The organism is Candidatus Cloacimonadota bacterium, assembly GCA_020532355.1.
Lineage (GTDB): Bacteria > Cloacimonadota > Cloacimonadia > Cloacimonadales > Cloacimonadaceae > UBA5456.
The window spans coordinates 1-2,831 of sequence record JAJBBD010000125.1 but is presented as its reverse complement, the minus strand read 5'-3'; the positions used below and the strand labels follow the sequence as shown (position 1 = coordinate 2,831).

The window sequence follows — 2,831 nt, the reverse complement described above, 5'->3', positions numbered from 1 at the left end:
GCGGAGTGCCAGTTTGACTGTGCCCGCTACCCGAATACTGGTAACCGCTTGGCATGAACTCCAGAAGAACTGTATTATCCGGCAGGTCTTGTAAATTGGCAAGATCATACTTCAGTTTAAAGCTGATGTAGAAATAGTTGCCCGCATAGTTATTGGAATACTTATATACTCTAAACTCCTTGCCCACCCTCGTCGTGGCCGTATTATTAGCTTCATCTCTATACTGCCATCGGTAAGTAAGATTTGTGTAAGCAAATCCAGAATGTACACCAGGAATTGGTGGCACTCCTCCTGGGGGAGCCTGTACTGGTGAATATCTCCATACATAACCATTAGAAGCATCTTGGTTTGGTTGTTTTATACCGTATCTTTGGTTTGGATTTGGCAGGAATTCGCTTCGCGTGCCATACCAGAATCTACTATCAGTGGCATCAGTAGAAGAAATATTATCCTCATCTACAAACTCAGCCTCAAACTTATGATAGCAAGCTGTGGTAAGAGGTGCGAAACCACTTGCTCCGGTAGCGGGATCCCAGGCACCGTCAATCACTATCGCATTTAGACCGTTGTTTCTCATGGTATCGTAAAGTTCTGTGTTTAATACATTAAAAGCTTTCATTATATTTGTGTTATATCCCAGATCATTCATCCCATTACACAGAATATCCTTGTGAGAATTATTCCATGTACTGTTAAAGATGTATGAATAAGTCCCAGCTGAAACTCGCTGGCAGACAGCAGGACAGCTAATGCTGTCATCACAACAATAATAAAGATCTTCTTCACTTAATCTCTCCTATTTGATAATACAGATTTTCCTGGTATAGAGGGTTTTCTGCCCTTGTTTTACGGCAATGATATACATCCCCGAATTTAGACTTGACGTGAGATTCTCCGGCAATTGGTAAGTGCTACCGGTACTTATTCCATCTAAGCTTCTTACCTTTTGCCCCTTCAGATTATAAACATCCAGATTGACTCCTGTCGCTTGTTTGTAATCCGCCCCAATAAAATCTATATATACTCCTTGTCCTCTGGCAAAAGGACTTGGATAAAGGCTTATCTCCCAATCGCATGACTCAGGCTTAGTAATCAATTGATCTTCATTGGCGACCATATCTGCATTGCCGGAATACACAAACACAGTCCCTTCTGACCATTGGGGCACGGCATAATCACTCGGGAAAGAGATGGCAAGATCACACAGGCCATCGGCGTTGAAATCGCCCGCTGCCTTATCCCAACCAAATTGTTCGGTATTGTGAAACTGCGGTGGTCTGAGATAGAGATCACAATTGGGATCCATATTAGCGCTACCCAGCCATATCCCCACCTCGCCTTCGTAGTAGTAAGCGCCATAATTAGAGCCTACCACATCGTCATATCCGTCCCCATTGAAATCTCCATAAGTACAATGGGGTATTTTACAGTAGAGCATGCTTGACCAATCATGCCATTCGGTTCTGTATATCAGGGCAAGATCCGGATCTGCGACGATACTGTCTCCTCCATACCAGATGTGATTATTCATGGTTAGAAAATCTGCGATTCCGTCACCATTAACATCACCCACAGGATTAAAGCCGTGTCCCCCCAATTCAGGGTTAGTATTCGCGGCTATTACCAGGCTGTCAAGCTGTGGAAAGTTCTGACTCCCATAATAAAGGACAAATCTTCTATCTTCCCATTCTCCTCCGGGAATCCCATAATTGATTCCAAAATCATCTATCCCATCATTGTTCACGTCCCCTACTCCGTAGGTAGCCATAAAGTTCCCATTGAAGTTAGACATCACCTCGTACCATGGCTGATCTTCACCTGTCCAGATATAGAAGACCGGATAGGATAGCTTCGCTCTTACTTCTACATGCAAAGCAATATCCGCCTTCCCGTCCCCCGTAATATCCCCCAGGGGATAAGCACCCATACTATAGATAAGATTCTCAGGTTTGGTGATGAGAATGTCCGGAACAACCGATGGGTTGGGACCTCCGAAAAAGATCCCGGATGTGATCAGATTTTCATAATTGTAAGCAAGCAAATCATCATAACCATCTCCGTTTACATCACCGGCATTACGTAGAGGTCCGTTGTAACCACCATGATGAGTCCCCGTAAAAGTTAAATCTGCAACATTGTCAAAATCCGGGCCTCCCCAATAACAATAGGTCTTGCCCCACCCATTGGTTCCGTGTTGGCCGTAAACCCCATCCGGATTCCAGGCTATAGAATGAACGATCAAATCATCATAACCATCACCATTGAAATCCATGGATACCAGCGAATAGCCAAAATAGCTACCGTAGAACTCACCGGTCATGCTGGTGAGTAACTCCATTTGATTTAGGGCAGCAAGAGATCCCAAGCTCAGGATTAAGAGTAAGATAAGTAACAATTGCGAAAAGTTTTTCATGGATTCCTCCTATAAAACGGTGATGCATCGTAAATACTGAAACATACTGGGCAAATTGCTGAGTCGAACCGGATAAACCGACTGTTCTTGCATGATGCCTCCTGTATTGTTCTTGGTTAATTTATAGCAGCTTGATCGGTCAGACATGTATAACAGATCATGACAGCTGGTCTATCCCGGGTTCCTGAGTCTGGCTTGTACATCAGACTGACCATTAAACTATTTACACTCTACGAGTGCTATAAATCATGTCAAGAAATATTATCTGAATCGAATATATGATTTTACGAGAGTCTGATTATGGACTGGTCGGTGTTTGCTATCTGAAATGCCGTCCCTACAGGACTCTATAACCTTGTGTAGCTGTAGGATGCTATCTAAAATGGCGTCCCGATGGGACTCGGATTGGAAGGACATT

General features: G+C 43.7%; 2 protein-coding genes. Both read right to left on the bottom strand.

Going from position 1 to position 2,831, the window contains the following annotated elements:
* The coding region (locus tag LHW48_04485) for a hypothetical protein (protein MCB5259718.1) at positions 1–649 on the bottom strand (649 nt) is incomplete at its 3' end.
* 147 nt (positions 650–796) lie between these two features.
* Positions 797–2,413: a T9SS type A sorting domain-containing protein gene (locus LHW48_04480; protein MCB5259717.1), complete on the bottom strand. Its 1,617-nt coding sequence runs from the start codon at positions 2,411–2,413 to the stop codon at positions 797–799.
* Positions 2,414–2,831 lie beyond the last annotated feature (418 nt).